Below are 17,404 nucleotides of genomic sequence, written 5' to 3' on the forward strand. Positions count from 1 at the left end.
ATTTATAATCAGTCTAATTAAAGATGAAATCACTTATAACATTTTTTTCAGGATGCTTTTTGCTGATGATATGCAGCAACTTCACTGTTCCGTCAACAAAAAACACACGCATGTATGTATCCGATTACGAAAACGTATTGGGCACATCCCTGGAAATAAAGGTATCGGCCGCATCGGCAGATGAAGCTGCCAGCGCAGAAAATGCAGCCATGGCCGAAATTGACCGCCTGAATAAAGTATTAAGCGGTTACGATGCCAATAGCGAGTTCCGTAAATGGATGAGTGGCGCAAAGCAACCCGTAAAAGTATCATCTGAATTATACGAAGTATTAAGTCTGTTTGATAAATGGCACGCGCAAACCAATGGCGCGCTGGATGCGTCGGCCGAAGTGATAGGTAAGGTTTGGAAAGCCGCTGCGCAACGCAATCAGTTACCAGGCCAGGCAGAAATAAACACGGCCTTAGCCCAGGTAAAACAAGCACATTGGTTATTAAACGAAACTAACAAAACCGCAACCCGTTTGGATGATGCATCACTGATGCTGAACACTTTTGTAAAAAGCTATATCATGGATAAAGCTTGTACCGCAGCCATGGCAACCAATGGTGTAAACGGCGTGGTGCTAAACATAGGCGGTGATATTATGGTACGCGGCGAACATACCGAGCAGATCAATATCAGCAATCCTAAAGCCGATGCCGAGAACGATGCGCCGGTTGCTATGCTAAATGTGAGCAACAAAACGGTAGCCACCAGCGGCAACTATCGCCGCGGCGAAATGATCCGGGGTAAATGGTACTCGCACATTGTAGATCCGCGTACAGGTATGCCTGCTGCTAACGTGATCAGCGCCACCGTAGTAGCGCCAAACGCGGTTGATGCCGGTGCTTTGGCCACCTCATTAAATGTACTCAGCATTACCGATGGCAAAAAACTAATGGAAACCATACCCGGTGCAGAATATATGCTGATAACCGCCAATGGCAAACGCGTGGAAAGCCAGGGCTGGAAGGCTTTAGAAATACCCGCTGCCGCACCAATGGCTAAAAGCACCAGCATAGCAAAGGATAAAACCTGGGACCCTAAATATGAACTGGCCATTAACATTGAACTGGCCCAGATAGAAGGTGTGCGTATACACCGCCCGTTTGTAGCTGTTTGGGTGGTTGATGCCGATAAGAAACCCGTACGTAATATTGCCATTTGGTATAACAAACCCCGTTGGCTGCGCGATATGCGTTCGTGGTACGATACTTACTACACTGCCTTTACTGCCGAAAACAGCAGCATCAGTTCAACCAGTAGCGCTACCCGCGCCCCCGGTAAGTATACTTTAAAATGGGACGGCAAGGATGATAAGGGCGAATTGGTAAAGCAAGGCAAGTACACCATTTATATTGAAGCCGCGCGCGAGCATGGCACCTACCAGCTGATCAGCCAGGAAATGGAGTTTAAAAAAGCGCAAACCATTGAATTAACCCCCAATGTGGAGATCGCGTCGGCATCGCTTGATTATCATAAAATAAAATAATGGCCGAGCATAAACCCGCCCAACCGCGAACTTTAATAAGGCACCGAACGGACAAAAAACCCAAGCCCGCCTGGCAAAAAAATACGGCCGGCCTTTCGCGCTGGCTGCATATTTACCTTTCTATGGTGAGTTTTGCGGTGGTGCTGTTCTTTTCGGTTACCGGGCTTACGCTTAACCATACCGAGTGGTTTGGCGATAGTGAGCATCTGACTAAGTTTAAAGGCAAAATGCCGGTGGAATGGGTGAACGCTATCGATACTAACGCCATTAAAAAGCTGGAAATAGTTGAACGCCTGCGCAACAGCCACCATATTAAAGGAGCGGTAAGCGATTTTTTAATTGAGGATAACCAATGCTCGGTTTCTTTTAAAGGCCCGGGTTACAGCGCGGATGCTTTTGTTGACCGCCAAACCGGCGAATACAAATTAACCGAAATACGCCTGGGGCTGGTAGCCATTATGAACGATCTGCACAAAGGCCGGGATAGTGGTAAAGGCTGGGGATGGGTGATCGATATTTCTGCCGTTTTCCTGATCCTGGTATCTTTAACCGGCCTGATCATGCTCTTGTTTATGAAAAAGAAACGCCTGAGCGGTTTATTGATCGGCGTTGCCGGCCTGGTGATCTGTTATTTGTTATATAAAATGCTGGTGCCTTAATTGGCTTGAACTGCCCTGTGTCATTTACATATCCCGATGTGCCGTTAGGCACATTTGGTTGGTAGTATTGCATCATCCCTATTCACGAAGCGTTCCCATAGGAACGCCTCGTGCTCGTGTTTGGATTTGCTACCAACCAAAAGTCCCGCTGGGACTTAGAAAACATCATATCTGTATTTGCGATTGTTGCCCTGGGCCTACTTAGCCGGCCCTGGTTATCGCATGTATATCCTTTACCTCAATAGCCGTTTTAGGATAGCCATGCAGGGTTACATCAATCATAGCATCGCCCAACTGTTTAAGGGTACTGATATTGTTTGGAAACAGCAGCTTAATTACCGGGATCAGCCAGCCTAAATATTTGTACAATTTTGGTGTGTTTTTAGCGTCCTTTCCGGCAATTAAAACGCCGGGGCGGAAGTTATAAACTTGTTTAAATGGCAGCCGGGTTAAATCGTTCTCGGTTTTGCCTTTTACCCGCGCCCATCGGGTTTTGCCCTGCCCGGTACTATCTGTATTTGCGCCTGAAACATAGCAGAAGGTCATGTCCGGGTTTAAACGGCTCAGCGTTTCGGCTACATGCATGGTGAGTATATAGGTGAACTTGTAATACTGATCAGCATCCATGCCAACCGATGAAACGCCGAGGCAAAAAAAGCAGGTATTATATCCTTTCAGTTGATCTTCAATGGCTGACAGGTTAAAAAAATCGCCGTGAATAATCTCCTTTAGTTTGGGATGGCTAACGCCGCAGGGTTTCCGGTTAATCACCAATACCTCGCTTACCTCGTCTCTTGATAATGCCTGCTGCATTACCCCTTCGCCTACCATACCGGTAACGCCGGTTATAATTACTTTTAGTTTTTGAGCCATGCTGATTTTATCTTATAGTTAGCGGCCTGTCATGCTGAGCCCGTCGAAGCATGCGTGCGAGGGCCTACCCACCATGCTTCGACGGGCTCAGCATGACCCCCATTTTGACAATTATAACGCCGTATTACTTAAACGTCCCGCCGATGATCTTAATCTCCGTGCGGCGGTTAAACTGGTGGTCTTCTTCACTGCAATGTACGCCGTTGGCGCATTCATTTAGCAAACGGGTTTCGCCATAACCTTTGGCAATCATCCTGTCGGCGGCTATGCCATGCCGTTTCATATAGGCCACGGCCGATACAGCCCGGGCATCGGATAATAACATATTATAATAATCCGATCCGCGCGAATCGGTATGCGATGATAACTCTATTTTAAGCGTAGGGTTATCCTTCATTAAGGTTACTAAGCGGTCCATCTCTTCTATAGCGTCCTTGCGGATATTAGCGCGGTTCAGATCGTAATAAATATTACGGATAATAAAGGTTTTGCCAATCTCCAGCGGCTCCATATTCATTTGTAAATTAGTGCTGATGCTGGTAACCGGGCTGTTGGTTACGGGGACTTTCTGTGTTACCGGATAAAAGCCCTTTTTACGCGCCTCAATCGTATAATCCTGGCCCGGTGTAACTTTAAAGGAGAATTTTTTATGGGTCAGCGCCAAATCGCCGCCTATGGTCTGGCCATGGGAGTTTTTTAAGATCACCGTTACCGAATCGAGGCTTTGTTTGGTGGTATTATCGTAAACCCCGCCCTCAAGCGTAACTAATGCTGCAGGCGTTACAGGTGCAGGCGGCGGGGCGACTGCGTTGTTAGGGTTAGGGCTTGCTAATGCAGGCCGGTTAACGGGGGGCATCATCACTACGGTGGTGACTGGTCTGTTTTCTGGTTTTTCGGCGATGTCTGTACCGGTATATATAAAGCTATAAATATCGTCGTTGCCCTGGCCGCCCTGCCTGTCGGACGACAGGTAGCCGGTTTTACCATCGGTGGTGATAAAGCAAAAATCGTCGCTGGTTGAATTGAGCGGGAATTTCAGGTTTACAGGCGGGCTCCAGATCGCGCCCGAACCTTTTGCCGAAAAAATATCATAACCACCCATACCGGGCAACCCGCGCGACGCGAAATAGAGCTTGCCATCGCCGCCAATAGTAGGGAATGCTTCATCGGCAGCGGTATTAATGGTTTTGCCGCAGTTAACGGGCATGCCCCATTTGCCATCGGCGGTTTTTTCGCTGTACCAGATATCGGTTTTACCAAAGCCGCCCGGCATATCCGATGTAAAATAGAGCATTTGGCCGTTTTTTGAAAGCGCGGCATGGCCAACCGAATAAGCGCTCACATTATTATAGGGGAAGCGTTTAAAATCGTCCCATTTATCTCTCTTTTTAGTAGCTATCAGCAGTTCCAGTCGACGAATATACAGATGCTGATCAAACGGGGTGCTTACATCGGGCAGGTTGCCCCTGCTTAAGCGGGTGGTGACGGTAATGTAAGCGGTATCACCCGTAGCATTAATGGCCATCGGGCCGGTATGATAATCTTTACTGAGGTTAATCTGGCCGGTATTATCCAGGGCCATCTCATTGGTATTGCCGCTTTTTAAATCGTAAACAAACAGTTTCAGCCACTCGCGCCCGGTACGGTTGTAAATACCCTTATTTGTTTTATAATCACCGGTAGACCTATCGGAAGTAAATACGATACCTGTATTAGTAAGATAACCTGGCCCCCAGTCAGAATACGTGGTGTTCATTTTTTTCTCGTTGGTCACCTTATAATCACCTTCCCGCTTCATCCAGGCAGCAGCCGAATCACAGGCGGCCAGTTTGAAAACCTGCTGTTCTTTCGTCCCGTTAGCGGCAAAATAGTGCTGATACTGTTCTTTGGCCTTATCTATTTTTTTGTTGCGCAGCAGTACCTCGGCATAGTAATAAACATCAATAGGATGGATGCCTTTCAAATTCACCACTCTGGCATACCATTCTTCGGCTTGTTCATAATTGTTCATCAGGCGGTAACAATCGGCCACGCGTTCCATCACCGTTACATCAGCATTAATATCGGCCAGTTTCAGGTAAAGGTCCAGGCTTTTAAAATATTCGGCCCGGTCAAATAAACGGTCGGCCTGGGTACGGCGGCTGGTTAACTCCTGCGCGTGCAGGGGCTTAAACAGTAACGTTACCAATAAAAAACCGAGTATATATCTGATCATGTTCACCATTCTGTTAAAAATATCGCGGACTTAATATCCGTTCTTTCCGCCTGCTAAAACTTATCCCGATGGAAAGCTCGTGTGTGCCGTTCTGGTAGTTAGCCAGTTTGCTCATATTATAATCGTAAGAATAACCCACCCTAAAACGCTCGTTTACATAAAACTGCACAATGCCGGCAATAGCATCGTAATGACTTACATTAGTTTGCAGCGCGCTTTTGTTAAAAGTTTTTACACCGGTACGGTATGATGCACCCAGCCATAAGGTTTTACCCAGCAAAAAGTTAGTGGTTAAATCTATATTGGTAGGGCCTTTAAAATCTTCCTTTACCAGGATGGATGGTTTCCAATCCAGTCCTTCGCTAATGGGCATCATAAAACCGGTTGTGAGGTAAAACGTGCGGGCCTCGCGTATAACGGTAGTATTGTCTTTAAAAGTGGCGTCAGCCAATAAATTTAGTGCCGAAACCCCAAGATAAAACGAAGGTGAGTTATAAAAAACACCGAAGCGAAAATCAGGAGAGATCTTGCTCTCGTTACCCGTCCCGAGGAGCGGATCGCTGCCATCGGTAGCATAAAACTTTGTTTGATCGATACTATACTGAGATGCGCCTACGGCAATGCCAAAGCTCAAACGGCGGGTATCTTCCTCATCTAACTGCAAACGATAGGCATAATTAAAATAAGCCGATGCGGTTGTTTGCGGCCCCAGCTGATCGCCGGTTATGACCAGGCCCATACCAATGTTTTTATAAACATCGTCGGTAAGGCCATCAACAGATACCGCGCCGGTTTTTGGCGCGCCGTTAATGCCGGTCCATTGCAGGCGGCTTACCATATTAAGGGTTACATCCTCCTTATAACCGGCATAGGCGGGGTTAACGGTTAGCCCTGTAAAAGCATACTGGCTAAATTGTATGCCTTGCTGCGCATAGCCTTTTATACCAAAGCTTAGTAATAACAGTAATAAATATTTGCTCGCCCTTGTTCTCATCTACCTCATCTTTTTAAAAACACCCAACCCTTAAAAGTTGTAAAACTGCCCGATATCTCTTTTTTATTTAACACGTAATAGTAAGTCCCTTCTGTTAAGCCCTCGCCGGTCCAGTTGTTCTTGTAGCTGTCCGAACGGAAAACTTCGTTGCCCCAGCGGTTAAAGATCAGCAGTTGGCTGCCCGGGAAAGATGCAATATCCGGAATAACGAAAGCATCATTCTGTCCATCGCCATTGGGTGTAATAATGTTAGGTATATTTAATGTTTTTGGCACCACCGTAATGGTAACCGTATCGGTACACCCGGCAGAGTTGGTACGTAAAAACTGATATTTGCCTATATCTGCAAACCCGCTAACCGTAGTGCTTAAAGTAGTAGGGGTAGCTATAATAACCGCTAATGGCGTATTGCCTAATTGCGACCATACGCCCGGGTTGGTATCGGTCAGGGTTACCACATCGTCCTGGTAAATGCTTTGGTCGGCGCCAGCATCGGGCAGGGGTAGGAAGGTAAATGTATTGGTTTTAATATTATTACAGCCGGTGCCCGACGGTGTCGAATCACATTCGGCATTGGCATCAGTTGGGGGAGCCGAATCGGGGTTGGTGGCATCGGGGTCGGTTACATCTGTAGTGCGCAATATGCTGGCCGTTACGGTTACCGTACCGCCGGGGCTGGCAGCTACCTTGCCAGTAATGGTATAGGTACGGGTAGCGCCGTTGGCCATATCCAGCGTTGCGGTATAGGCCGATGCCGATGTTGTTTCGCCACTGATGGCAGATGTGCCCAACGCTACGCTGGATACGACTACATTAGTTAGGTTAGACGGGAATGCAAAGTTGAACTTAGCCCCGGTAACACCAGTAGGGCCATTATTTTTTACAGTAAATAAATAGCTGACGGGTTGGCCTACGCAACCACCCCCAGCAGCGTTGGAAGTAATATTGGTTACTTCAAGATCTGCTTCCTGCACCTGGAAATTTATATTAGTTATAATTGGCGTAGCTATTGTATAAGCCCAGGTATCCAAACCTTTCTCATCGCCAAACTCAACCGGATTTGCACCGGGTGTTCCCCATTTGTGCCCGTTGATCTGACTGTTTAAGCCGGTAAGATTAGTTACCGGGTTTGATGGCGTACCGGTTAAAGTAACGGGGCTGTCATCCCAGTACACGGTAAAATCGGGAGAGAGGAAACCATTGTTACGGGTTAATTTTATACCATTCACATTACGCTCTACATCAAAAAACGGGAAATGCACTTCGCCGCCATACAGTACCGCGTTTAGGTTTGAGGTATAATTACCTGCCGGCACCTTATTCCCGGCACCATCAAGGCCATCCCATACAACCGTATTTTGCCCCGATACTACAACGCCGGTTATTTTGCGGTCGATACCATCGGTAAATACACCGTTTTTATTAACGTCGATAGCAACAAGGTAATTGCCGTTTTTATTAGCGATAAACCCAAAGGTTGCACCCAATGGCGATGTGCCTGCCTTGTTAGGCGTACCTTCGGCGCCGGTAAAGGTTATATTGGTTAAAGCCGGGTCGGCTATGGAGTTTAATAGCCAGGTTGTACCGCCTGGTGTGTTTGCCGTAGCGGGTAAATCGGCAGCGGGGTTGGTAAAAAATATTTTGTAGGTGATATCAGATTGGGTATCGGCCACCCGCGGATCCTGTATATTGGGGTTAGCTAAGGTGTTAATGCTTTTATAGGATGCCGTGCCATCGGCCTGCCTAAAGCCTTTATTATTTACAAAGAAGGAAAAACCGTTACCTGCCTGTCCGTTATTATCCAGGCTATACAGGTAACCATCCTTGGTCAGGATCCGGAATATACCGTAAAAGCCCACATCAAATGAACCCAGGATCCCCGAAAAAATATTAGTGTAAACGCGCCCCGCTAAAAAAGCGTTATTGGCAACATTACGTACCGATACATCAAAAGCGGTAATATATTGCCCGGTGGGCTGTGTCCAGTTAGCGTTGGCGGGTATGGCAACCGGGTTTTCGCTGCCTAACTGACCATTATTTGGCGATATAAAATCTACTTCCCAAACACCTTCTTCGGTTGCGGTTACCAGGTGTGTATAAGGGGTATAGCCGCTTGCGGCTGGCAGTGGGCCGGCAACTTCCTGCGTACGGTTGGCAATTAAACCTATAGTTGATGAATTGCCGCTGGTAAATGTAGCCCCGTTTGGCGCCCGCAGGTTGATGGTGCCGGCCCCGATACCCTGCGCGCTGGAACCAACGTTAAGCGTCTCACCCGCTTTTACATAAACCTTCATGGTTCCGTTTGTAGGGAACGAAAACGAGGCACTTACCGTAGTACCCGAAACCAGAAATGCCCTGCTTCCGCCATTGGCATTCAGTTCCTTACTTCCCTCGGCAAAAGCGGCTTGTATGGAGAGTAGTAAAATGGGTAAAAAAAGGCATATACGGTTTGTAAAACGATTTTTAGTCAGACAATTCACAAGAATAGGTTTACAATTAAAAGTGAAGTTATAAAATTTAACGATGGTATACTATAAGAACAATTTTTAATTGTAAACCTAAGTAATACCTCATTTATCTACTATGTTTTTACGTACAAAACGAATATTTTGTTCGCCCAATGAAACATTTTATTTTTTAAGTTAACCGACGGCTGTTTATCATTACATACCTCTATATAAGTCATTGCAATTGATGAGTGGGCGATATAACAAGGTGTTGTACTAATATACCATTTGTTAAGCTTGAAAGCCCTTATTTTATGAATAAAATAAGTAAAAAACACCACAAAGTGCACGAAAAACACCATAAACCTATTACCTAAGGCCGTACATTTGTGTATGGTAAAAAATGAGTTTCCGGTTTATGATATCTGTACCCTTTCGGGGTATACGCAGGAAGATATCCAGATTAGCCGGTTTGCGCCTTATTTGCAGGTACATAAAAACCTGCATTTGGCCCATAAGCATAATTTTTATCACATGGTATTATTTACACAGGGCGGTGGTAACCACACGATAGATTTTGAACAGTTCCCCGTCAGGCCATGGCAAATTTATTTTATGATACCGGGCCAGGTGCATAGCTGGGCATTTAAAGGGCCTGTAGATGGTTATGTGATCAATTTTTCGGTACCGTTTTTTAACTCATTTTTGTTAACCCCCGGTTATCTTGATCAGTTTGCTTTTTTTAGCGGAAACGCCGCCGATTCGGTAATTGATATACCGGCCAGCCAGCAACCGGGCATTAGGCATATGGTGGAGCAGATCATCGGCGAAAGCCAGCATAATTATAACCTGGTAGCGGATATGGTGCGGGCGCTGATGCTGCAATTATTTATTACAATTGCCAGGCTTGGCACCCAAAACCAGCACCATCAAAATACAGCTTACAGCTATGCCCTGATAAAACAGTTTAAAAAACTGGTAGATGAGCATTATACCCGGCTTAAATTACCCCGGGATTATGCCGGGCTGCTGCACATTACCCCAAACCACCTGAACGCGATATGTGGTGATATTTTAAACGTTTCGGCCGGCGAACTGATACGCAACCGTATTGTGCTGGAAGCCAAGCGCCTGCTCATCAACTTTAACCTTAACATAACCGAAATAGCTTACCGGCTTAACTTTACCGATAATTCCTACTTCACCAAATTCTTTAAAAAACAAACCGGGTTAACCCCCGAAGATTTTAGAAAAAAAATATTAACACCAACAGGTTATGAAAACACTAAGTTTAGATAAAACAACAGAACCAGGCGCGTTTAAAGCCGCCTTGCACGCCAAATGCCCAAAATGCCGCCAGGGTAATATGTTTGCCAATAACATGTACGGTTTTGGCGGCCAGCAAATGCATAAAACCTGCCCCGAATGTGGTTTTACATTTGAAATTGAGCCAGGTTACTTTTATGTGGCCATGTTGCTGAGCTATGCCATGAATGTGGCCCAACTGGTCACTTTTGCAGTAGCAACTTATATATTAACTGGAAGCGAGCAGCCGTGGCTTTATGTAGGGATATTGCTGGGCATGGCCTTTATCCTGTCGCCCTTCAACTTCAGGTATAGCCGGGTAATTTTGCTATATTGGTTAACGCCGGGGTTAAACTACGATCCAAACCGGTTAAAAAGCCATCAAAAAAATATTATTACTGATATGGCAAAACATTAGTGGAGATAGTTTGTAGTATATCTTTATATTTGAGAAACTACTACTACCTTTTATAAATGAGCTCAGCTGAAAAAAAGATCATCATTTTTGATGATGATGAGGATATATTATCCATCTGTTCCTATATACTGGTACAGCAGGGTTGGGAGGTCATAACATATACCGATTGTAATGATATTGCGGAAAGGGTATCTGATGCAAATCCGTCAGTTATATTAATGGATAACTGGATACCAGATGCGGGGGGTATTATAGCTACGCAAACGCTTAAAAACATCGAAAAACTTAAACATATCCCGGTTATTTATTTTTCGGCCAACAGCGATATCCAATTGCTGGCCAACCATGCGGGGGCCGAAACCTACCTGGCCAAACCATTTGATTTGGATGAACTGGAAAAAGTGATCAACAAGGTATTAGTAAAGTAAGCCCGCCGCCCCAAAAAGGAGAGTGAATGTGCCCATGCATACATCTGCCTGGCCATAGTATAAAACAAAGAAAGCCCCGGTCATTTGACTGGGGCTTTCTTTGTTTTATGTGTACCGATGTGGCTATAGTATTACATGCCGCCCGGGCCGCCAAAGCCTGGACCGCCCATGCCGCCATTACCACGTCCGCCGCCTTCGCCACGGCCACCACGGTCGCCCGGCATCCTGTCGCCACGGCCCTCCTGGGTTGGCGCTTTGCCTGCAAATTTTTGCAGGCGGATGTTTAGTGTTAGCAAGAAATAACGGCCAAGTTTGTTAGTATTTGTTTCGGTTGATGAAGTACCCGATGTAACTAACGAATAACCTGTTTGTTGGTTAAATAAATCGTTACCGGCTAAACGGATGGTTGCCATATTGTTTTTCAGGAACCTGCGCTCAACATATACATTCAGGATATTAGGATTGGTAACACCAATGGTATAACCATAGTTTACGGTCTTAGTGTAATCATAGCTTAATGTCCAGTTTTTCCAAAAGTAGTTTTTACCACTAATACCAATATTCCATGCTCTTACATCGGCGCTGGCGCTGGTTAAGCTGTTTTGTATAGAATTGTTGGTTTTATTAATGGCGTATGAGGTTAAAAATTGCGCATCAATTACATCAGTAATATCGGTCCTAAAGCGGAAATTTGGTGTCAGATTAGTGGTTTTGGCTACGTTCCTGTCTGTTACAGATGCATATGTAGTTGGAGCAATAGTAGTAATATAACCAATGTTGTTGGTATAATTTACCTGGCCCCCTACCGATGCGGTGAACTTACGGTTATCCCATGGTTTTGAGTAAGTGAAAAAACCGCCCGTTGTAAAATACCCGTTTGCATTTAAGTATTGCGATAATGTAGTACCCTGCAGTTTAGTGTCGGGCGTGTAAACAGCCGGGTAGATGACCGAGTTGGTTACAATTTTATGATCGGTTTGCGTAAAGTTAAAGTTTAAAAACAATACATCCCCGGTAGCAAAACTAAACTGATTATAGCGTATTTGTGTGCTATTGGTAAACTCGGGCTTTAAGTTAGGATTACCCTGTACCGGGTATAATGCATTTGAAAAATCGGTAACCGGCTGTAATTGGCTAAAACTGGGCTGATTGCTGCTACCGCTATAGTTAGCACTGAATGACTGGCTGCGCGAAAAATTATAGATATATCTGGCAGTAGGTACAAAATTAACAGTACTGATATGGGTTGAAGCGCCCGTGCTTGGCGAAAACCCGTCTAAAACGGCGGGCTGTATACCCAAACCTAAGGTGTAGTTATATTTTTGCTCAACAAAACGATAATTTAAACCAACGCGGTTGGTCATAAAGTTATAGTTATATGAATTGCTGAGTAAAGCATACTTGTTGTAAGTAGGAGGGCTAACAGGTACGCCGCCCGAATAAAGTAAAGTATCAGTTTCTTTATCGCTGGTTGTATGCGAATAGTTAAAGTTATAATTCAATTCCAGGTAACCATGTTTTGAAATAGGCTCAAGGTATGATAAATTAGTATTTACACTATTAACCCTGCTGCCGGTATTGATCAGCTGGTTTAAAGGCGCTGTAGGCGTGCCTGCTAAGTATTTATATATAGGGTTCTGGTCCTGGTCGCTGTGTGTTGAACTGCCGGTAATAAACGCGCTAAAGTTACGTCCGTGCCCGTTAAAGCGGTGATTGTATAAAATATTAACACCATAGTTTGGCGATGTTGAATTGCTAATAGCTGTTGATGTATATTTTTTATTATTGGCCGGCGAGTTTGCATAGATTTGTTCTTGCGAGTCACTATAGTTTGTTTTAACTCCCGAATACGAATAAGTTGGTGTAAACTTTAGGTAGTTGACCGTATCGGGCTTATACTCCATGTTCCAGGTAAAGCGATGGTTGGTGTTAACATCCTTCTCGTTACTTGATGAGTTATTGATGCGCGAGTTTGTTGTACCAATAGGCGTTTGTTTTGATGTGCTAAATGTATTTGTAGTATTATCAGCAAAGCTATAACTACCATATACAGACAGTTTTGCCCCCCACTGATCGCGATAGTTTAAACCGGCTGTATGCACATCGGTTATGCCGTTTGGTACATTAGTACTGCCGGCGCCACGGGCAGCATTGCCACGGCCACCACCGCCGCCGCCGCCAAAGCCGCCGTTACCGCCACCACCTCCTCCGCCACCACCACCGGTGCCGCCGAACGAGAACGTGTTTGCGTTAACGTTGTTAAAGTTACCCAACAGGTATAGCTGCTGATCGCCTTTAAACTTAAACGAGTTGATAAGGCCTACATAGCGTGTATCATTTGTTTGTGGTTTAGGCAAGGCATCCTTACCACCGCCACCGGTTAAATTGGCCGAGTAGCCATAATTTTTATCCTTGCGGATAGTAATGTTCATGATCTGGTTCGGGTCGCCGGTTTTAACGCCGGTTAAGTTGGCCTGATCGCCGTAATCATCAATCATTTGTATATTCTCTACCACATCTGCAGGCAGGTTTTTGGTAATACTTTGCACATCGCCTCCAAAAACATCTTTACCATTGATCCGTATTTTGGTAACCTGTTTCCCTTTGGTAGATATATTTCCATCTTTATCCACATCCACACCCGGTAATTTTTTCACCAGGTCTTCAACCGGCGCGTTATCGCGTACTTTATAAGCAGCCGCGCTGTATTGCGTAGTATCTTCTTTTAAAGTAACCGGTGTTATACCTACAATAGTTACGCCACCAAGCATTTTAGAGCTGGTTTTTAGTATGATTGTACCTACATCAAGCGGTTTACCATCATTGGCAAATGTAAAATGCTTAATTATCCCCTCGTACCCAATAGATGTAATGGTAAGGGTTATTTTACCGGCTTTAATATTGGCAAACGCAAATTTGCCGTCGACCCCGGTGATACGCATGGTGCTGTCGCCCACATCGGTTTTTATTTTAACGCTGGCGCCAATAACAGTTTGTTTAGTGGTATCGATAATGGTACCGCTAATACTGTGTGTGCTTTGCGCCTGTGCTAAACCGCCAAGCATTAAAAAGAAAGAAAGAAGTAAAAGTATACGTTTCATAAAAAAATAAATTGCCCGATGGCCGTGTATTATATAGTAATACAGCATCAGACTGCAAAAGTTCAATTTCTTTACATCAAATATTTAATATTCATAGCATTGTTACATATTATCACTTAAAAAGCGTAAAATACCCATTTTGTAATGAAAATAATATACAAATGCACGGCCGATATTTAGCGTGTAGTTAATTTATCCGGATAGATCGCGTTAGGCCAAAACAGGGCAATCCTGAAAGTTAGCAACCTGAGCGAGGGGAGTTATCCACATTTTTTATTGACGATTGTTTATAAGTTAGGCGCTATGAAATGGCCGTAATCTAAACAATGTTTTAAAATTTTCGTTGAAATTATAAACATTAACCAATTTATAAAACACATAAACCATGGGCAACATTCGTGCATCGCTACATTCAAAGATCCATAATTGGATCGATCGCATAGGCTTCAGGCTGAACGCCTCGCAGGTTGACCGTAAAAGCAAGATAACAACCAATCATTATTTTTTTGAAACCTTTAATTTTTTTGAACGGGAACAAAAGGACCATCCGGAAAAATCACAGTTCCTGTGCTTTGACACCTATGGCGAAAAAATGAAGGTGAGATCTCTGCTCGATCTGCAAACCGCTTTCTTTGATAATATCAGTCAGTTGAAATAGGGAGCGTTACTTTTTCAGAATGGTTTTTTGGGAAAACTATATGCGCTTTTTTAGTGTAAGTATAACTTTTGAATATTCCTTACCGCGAAAAACCTCCAGCAATAAATTGCGCCCATCACGCGAGCGGAACAGGCCGTCTATTTGCTCAATGGTTAGCTTATCAATGTTTTTAAAGTTGATAGAAACGATCTCGTCATCCTTTTGCAACCCCACATTATCCGCTGCCGAACCGGGCTCGATGCGCCCAACAATTAAGTGGCCATAATCCTGTCCGTCAAAATAATATTCCATTCCGGTCATGTCATGCTCAAAAGGGTCGCCATAACCCATACCTTTCTTTAGATACATAGCGCCATTGGCATAATCTATGATCACGGTAAAGCGTTTTAATACCCCTACGCCTATACTGCCGTCGCGCTGCACTACGGGCATCTCTTTTTTAAGATATTCCAGATCGGGGAAGGCCGTAATTACATCTTTTAATTTATACTTCCCCAGGTCAATTTCGCTTACCCGGCTAATATATCCTTTAATTGGCCCGGTAAGCCCCATGCCCAGGTTGGCAGCTATAAAATTTTGCGGCAGGCCCTGATCTTTCAGCATATTCTCTAACGATATGGGGTGGCCTGCGCCCAAATCTACCAGTAATTTACTTTTATGTATTTTACCATCGGCCATTTTAATGCTGGTTTCCAGGTAGGGTTTGTGGTCTTCCAAAATAAGCGGTATTTTAATGCCCTTGCGCAACAAGCGCACGTACTGCGGTTTGGAAACGGTTAAGGTGCTATCGTAAAAATTAAACCTAACTGCCAGGTTGCTAAAAAACTCGTAACCCAGCAAGCCGTGAATGGGCATGCCTGCATAGTTTGAAAGGCCGAAATGATCTTCCTTTAGTATAGCAGCCGATACACCTGTACTTACGATATTTGGTAATTCGACTTTTAAATTGGGAGTGATATAAGCCTCGTAGTTTTCGCCATTTACGCCGTAGATCTTTATCGTACGTTTCGATTCGAGGTTAATCGCGTTAACCATAGTTGGGTCGGTGATCAGCATCAGGCCCACGCCGGTATCTAAAATAAAATTAAAAGGGCCTTTATCGTTAATGTTAAGTGACACAATAACCATATTACGCACCGTGCGAAACGGCAAACTAACGCGCTTTTTGTTACCCAGCAAATCAAACGACTGTGATTTAAGCCCCAAAGGAAAAGCCAAAAGAGTAATAAAAAGCAGCCTGAGGAAGCCGTAGCGGATATTCCGGGTAATTATATTAATTTGCAAAGCAGTTTATAATTGTTAATTAAATTTAGGTATAATAAAAACAATAAAATTCAAAAACAGTATGCGAATATCACCTTTTTGCTTTTTAATGGCCGCGGCTATGTTTCTCGTTTCCTGCAAGTCGCAGCTGGTCAGAAAAAGCAGCGTGCAAAAACTTTTTAAACAGTCGGCCATTGTGAACGACCATTTCACCGGTTTTGCACTATACGACCTGGATAAGCAGCAAATGATATACGAGCTTAATGATGATAAGTACTATAACCCCGCATCAAACACTAAGCTGTTTACCTTTTATACCAGCCTGCGCATGCTGGGCGATTCGATCCCCGCCCTGCAATATGTAACCCGGGGCGATTCGCTGATATTTTGGGCCACCGGCGATCCGTCATTCCTGCACAGCGACCTGAAAGCTACCCGCGGACTTGATTTTTTAAAGGCCAGCAATAAGCATCTTTATTTTTCGTCGGGGCGGTATACCGGCAACTTTTTTCAACCGGGCTGGCCATGGAACGATTATAACGATTACTACCAGGCCGAAATTAACGAGCTGCCGCTGGAAGATAACGTAGCCTTGCTATATGCCGGTACCGATGGTAAGCTTAAAATTAAACCGGCCTACCTCTCAGCCTATTTAACGCGCGACAGTACTTATCGCCCGCGCGCATTTAATGTACAGCGTAATTATACTGATAATCATTTTGTATACCCGGCTATGGCCATCCCTAAAAATTTTAAGCAGGAAGTCCCATGGAAAACATCGCCGGCGCTAACCCTGGCCATGTTACAGGATACCCTGAAAAAGTTTGTGGACGAGGTGCACCAGCCATTGCCGCCCGACGCCAAAACTATTTACAACGCTAATGCCGATTCGGTTTACCGGCGCATGTTGCAGCCCAGCGATAACTTTATTGCCGAGCAATTGCTGCTGGTATGCTCGTCGGTTAAGTTTGGCGTGCTCAATAAAGATTCGGTTATCAACTATGCCACAAAAAACTACCTGAACGATTTGCCCGATGCGCCAATATGGGCTGATGGTTCGGGTTTATCGCGCTTTAACCTGTTTACTCCACGCAGCATTATAAAACTGTTATGCAAAATACAGGAGGCAGTTAAAGACGAAAAATTATTACACAGCATGATGCCGGCCGGCGGCGTAAACGGGACACTTAAAAATGCTTATAAAACCGATAATGGCGTACCCTTTGTATGGGCCAAAACCGGGACGCTATCTAACAACCACAACCAAAGCGGCTACCTGATAACCCGCAAAGGGCACCGCCTGGCTTATAGTTTTATGAACAATAATTTTACCCGCCCCACCGGCGAGATCCGGAATGAAATGGTGCGAATAATGACCTATATCCATAATAATTTTTAGGGTGCACGAATACCTCAAAGTCATGCCGAACTTGTTTCGGCAACCCATCTGACGGGTGATAAATAGGTGTGGCAAACCTTGCGCATGGGGTGCTGAAACAAGTTCAGCATGA

The 17,404-nt window shown here is 44.7% G+C and carries 13 protein-coding genes; 7 read left to right on the forward strand and 6 right to left on the reverse strand.

The window, feature by feature from the left end; genetic code table 11:
• The first annotated feature begins 23 nt into the window (after window positions 1–23).
• Window positions 24–1,532: a DUF2271 domain-containing protein gene (locus AC07M6_RS17360; RefSeq protein ID WP_494891575.1), complete on the forward strand. Its 1,509-nt coding sequence runs from the start codon at window positions 24–26 to the stop codon at window positions 1,530–1,532.
• On the forward strand, window positions 1,532–2,191 hold the full coding sequence (locus tag AC07M6_RS17365) for a PepSY-associated TM helix domain-containing protein (protein WP_494891576.1): 660 nt from the start codon (window positions 1,532–1,534) through the stop codon (window positions 2,189–2,191). Before AC07M6_RS17360 ends, AC07M6_RS17365 begins: the two co-directional genes overlap by 1 nt.
• A gap of 201 nt (window positions 2,192–2,392) precedes the next feature.
• On the opposite strand, the gene AC07M6_RS17370 is transcribed toward AC07M6_RS17365, so the two are convergent.
• The 4 genes from AC07M6_RS17370 to AC07M6_RS17385 form a co-directional block, all read right to left on the reverse strand.
• Window positions 2,393–3,064, reverse strand: coding sequence for an NAD-dependent epimerase/dehydratase family protein (locus AC07M6_RS17370; RefSeq protein WP_494891578.1), 672 nt, complete (start codon window positions 3,062–3,064; stop codon window positions 2,393–2,395).
• A 124-nt stretch (window positions 3,065–3,188) separates the two neighbouring features.
• On the reverse strand, window positions 3,189–5,279 hold the full coding sequence (locus AC07M6_RS17375; protein WP_494891579.1) for an OmpA family protein: 2,091 nt from the start codon (window positions 5,277–5,279) through the stop codon (window positions 3,189–3,191).
• A gap of 13 nt (window positions 5,280–5,292) precedes the next feature.
• On the reverse strand, window positions 5,293–6,273 hold the full coding sequence (locus tag AC07M6_RS17380; RefSeq protein WP_494891580.1) for a PorP/SprF family type IX secretion system membrane protein: 981 nt from the start codon (window positions 6,271–6,273) through the stop codon (window positions 5,293–5,295).
• A 5-nt stretch (window positions 6,274–6,278) separates the two neighbouring features.
• Window positions 6,279–8,753 (reverse strand): T9SS type B sorting domain-containing protein, encoded by a 2,475-nt coding sequence (locus AC07M6_RS17385; protein ID WP_494891581.1) that lies wholly within the window; start codon window positions 8,751–8,753, stop codon window positions 6,279–6,281.
• 360 nt (window positions 8,754–9,113) lie between these two features.
• On the opposite strand from AC07M6_RS17385, the gene AC07M6_RS17390 reads away from it, so the two are divergent.
• The 3 genes from AC07M6_RS17390 to AC07M6_RS17400 are packed head-to-tail and all read left to right on the forward strand — an operon-like array spanning window position 9,114 to window position 10,871.
• On the forward strand, window positions 9,114–10,019 hold the full coding sequence (locus tag AC07M6_RS17390; protein ID WP_494891582.1) for a helix-turn-helix domain-containing protein: 906 nt from the start codon (window positions 9,114–9,116) through the stop codon (window positions 10,017–10,019).
• On the forward strand, window positions 9,997–10,443 hold the full coding sequence (locus AC07M6_RS17395) for a DUF983 domain-containing protein (RefSeq protein ID WP_494891584.1): 447 nt from the start codon (window positions 9,997–9,999) through the stop codon (window positions 10,441–10,443). The genes AC07M6_RS17390 and AC07M6_RS17395 overlap by 23 nt, the downstream gene beginning before the upstream one ends.
• A 56-nt stretch (window positions 10,444–10,499) precedes the next feature.
• Window positions 10,500–10,871: a response regulator gene (locus tag AC07M6_RS17400; RefSeq protein WP_494891586.1), complete on the forward strand. Its 372-nt coding sequence runs from the start codon at window positions 10,500–10,502 to the stop codon at window positions 10,869–10,871.
• Window positions 10,872–11,002: 131 nt separating this feature from the next.
• Here the strand turns inward: AC07M6_RS17400 and AC07M6_RS17405 are convergent, their stop codons facing one another.
• Window positions 11,003–13,972 carry an outer membrane beta-barrel protein gene (locus AC07M6_RS17405; protein ID WP_494891588.1) on the reverse strand — a complete coding sequence of 990 codons (2,970 nt, stop codon included), beginning with the start codon at window positions 13,970–13,972 and terminating at the stop codon, window positions 11,003–11,005.
• A gap of 385 nt (window positions 13,973–14,357) precedes the next feature.
• On the opposite strand from AC07M6_RS17405, the gene AC07M6_RS17410 reads away from it, so the two are divergent.
• The gene (locus AC07M6_RS17410; RefSeq protein WP_494891590.1) at window positions 14,358–14,630 is read left to right on the forward strand and encodes a hypothetical protein; all 273 of its coding nucleotides are present in this window, start codon (window positions 14,358–14,360) and stop codon (window positions 14,628–14,630) included.
• Window positions 14,631–14,666: 36 nt separating this feature from the next.
• On the opposite strand, the gene AC07M6_RS17415 is transcribed toward AC07M6_RS17410, so the two are convergent.
• Complete coding sequence (locus tag AC07M6_RS17415; protein WP_494891592.1) at window positions 14,667–15,914, reverse strand: retropepsin-like aspartic protease; 1,248 nt, start codon at window positions 15,912–15,914, stop codon at window positions 14,667–14,669.
• Window positions 15,915–16,059: 145 nt separating this feature from the next.
• On the opposite strand from AC07M6_RS17415, the gene AC07M6_RS17420 reads away from it, so the two are divergent.
• Window positions 16,060–17,292, forward strand: a complete 1,233-nt coding sequence (locus AC07M6_RS17420; protein WP_494891594.1) for a D-alanyl-D-alanine carboxypeptidase/D-alanyl-D-alanine-endopeptidase — start codon at window positions 16,060–16,062, stop codon at window positions 17,290–17,292.
• Window positions 17,293–17,404 lie beyond the last annotated feature (112 nt).

The organism is Mucilaginibacter sp. GW821-FHT07H05 (assembly GCF_059418485.1).